1 protein-coding gene is annotated in these 888 nt (G+C 49.9%); it reads left to right on the forward strand.

Annotated features, from left to right (window positions below):
- On the forward strand, positions 1-888 hold an 888-nt coding region (locus E0E16_RS10280; RefSeq protein WP_130829708.1), incomplete at both ends, for an IS256 family transposase.

Consider the following 888-nt stretch of genomic DNA (forward strand, 5'->3'; position numbering starts at 1 on the left):
TTTCGAATTACACAAGCAGCAGCGAGGGTTTTGTTACCCTTCAGTCATTAATCATGAACTCCCTGATGTATCATGAACGAGAGTTGTTCGTCAGCGAAAATGCCCATGAGCAATGCAATGGTTTCCGTTCTCGTCGTTGGTACAGTCACGGCTTTGAGTTCTCGCTCCGTATTCCGCGCAGTCGTAGCGGAAACTTCTATCCCATTCTCTTAGGGTTGATACGCAGCGAAAGCGAGGAACGTGCCAAATTGTTCAATCTCCTCTACACCAAAGGTCTTACCACGGAGCAGATAGGCGAGATTTCAAATTGCGTCTATGGTCGTTCCTACAGCAAGCAGCAGGTATCGCATCTTGCCGGCAGCTGCCGTGAGGACGTCGAACGGTGGCTTTGCCGTAGCCTTTCCTCCCACTACTTAGCCGTCTATATCGACGCCACCTTTATTTCCACCCGTAGGGACAGACAGGTGTCCAAGGAAGCCTACTATACCATTCTGGGGGTATTAGAAGACGGCAGCAGGGAGGTGCTCACGGTTGTCAATCATCCCACAGAAGGGGCTCTTTGCTGGAAAGACGAGCTTGAGGCCTTGAAGCAAAGAGGCGTCGAACAGATAGACTTAGTTGTTTCCGATGCATTGCAAGGAATAGAGAATGCCGTCTGTGCAGCCTTTCCCGGTGCCGCACACCAGTTCTGCGTGGCACACGTTAAGCGACAGATACTCAGCGGCGCATCACATAAAGACAAACTGGTAATGGCGCAGCAGCTCAGTGAGGTGTTCCAATTGGAGAACAACGAGATGAATTCCTTGCAGGGATACGAACAATTCATTACCTTTGTCGAGAAATGGGAAAGGAAATATCCTGCACTAAGAAAATACAAGGCCGAACGCA

It is taken from the genome of Prevotella rectalis (assembly GCF_900607215.1).
Classification (GTDB): Bacteria; Bacteroidota; Bacteroidia; order Bacteroidales; family Bacteroidaceae; genus Prevotella; species Prevotella brunnea.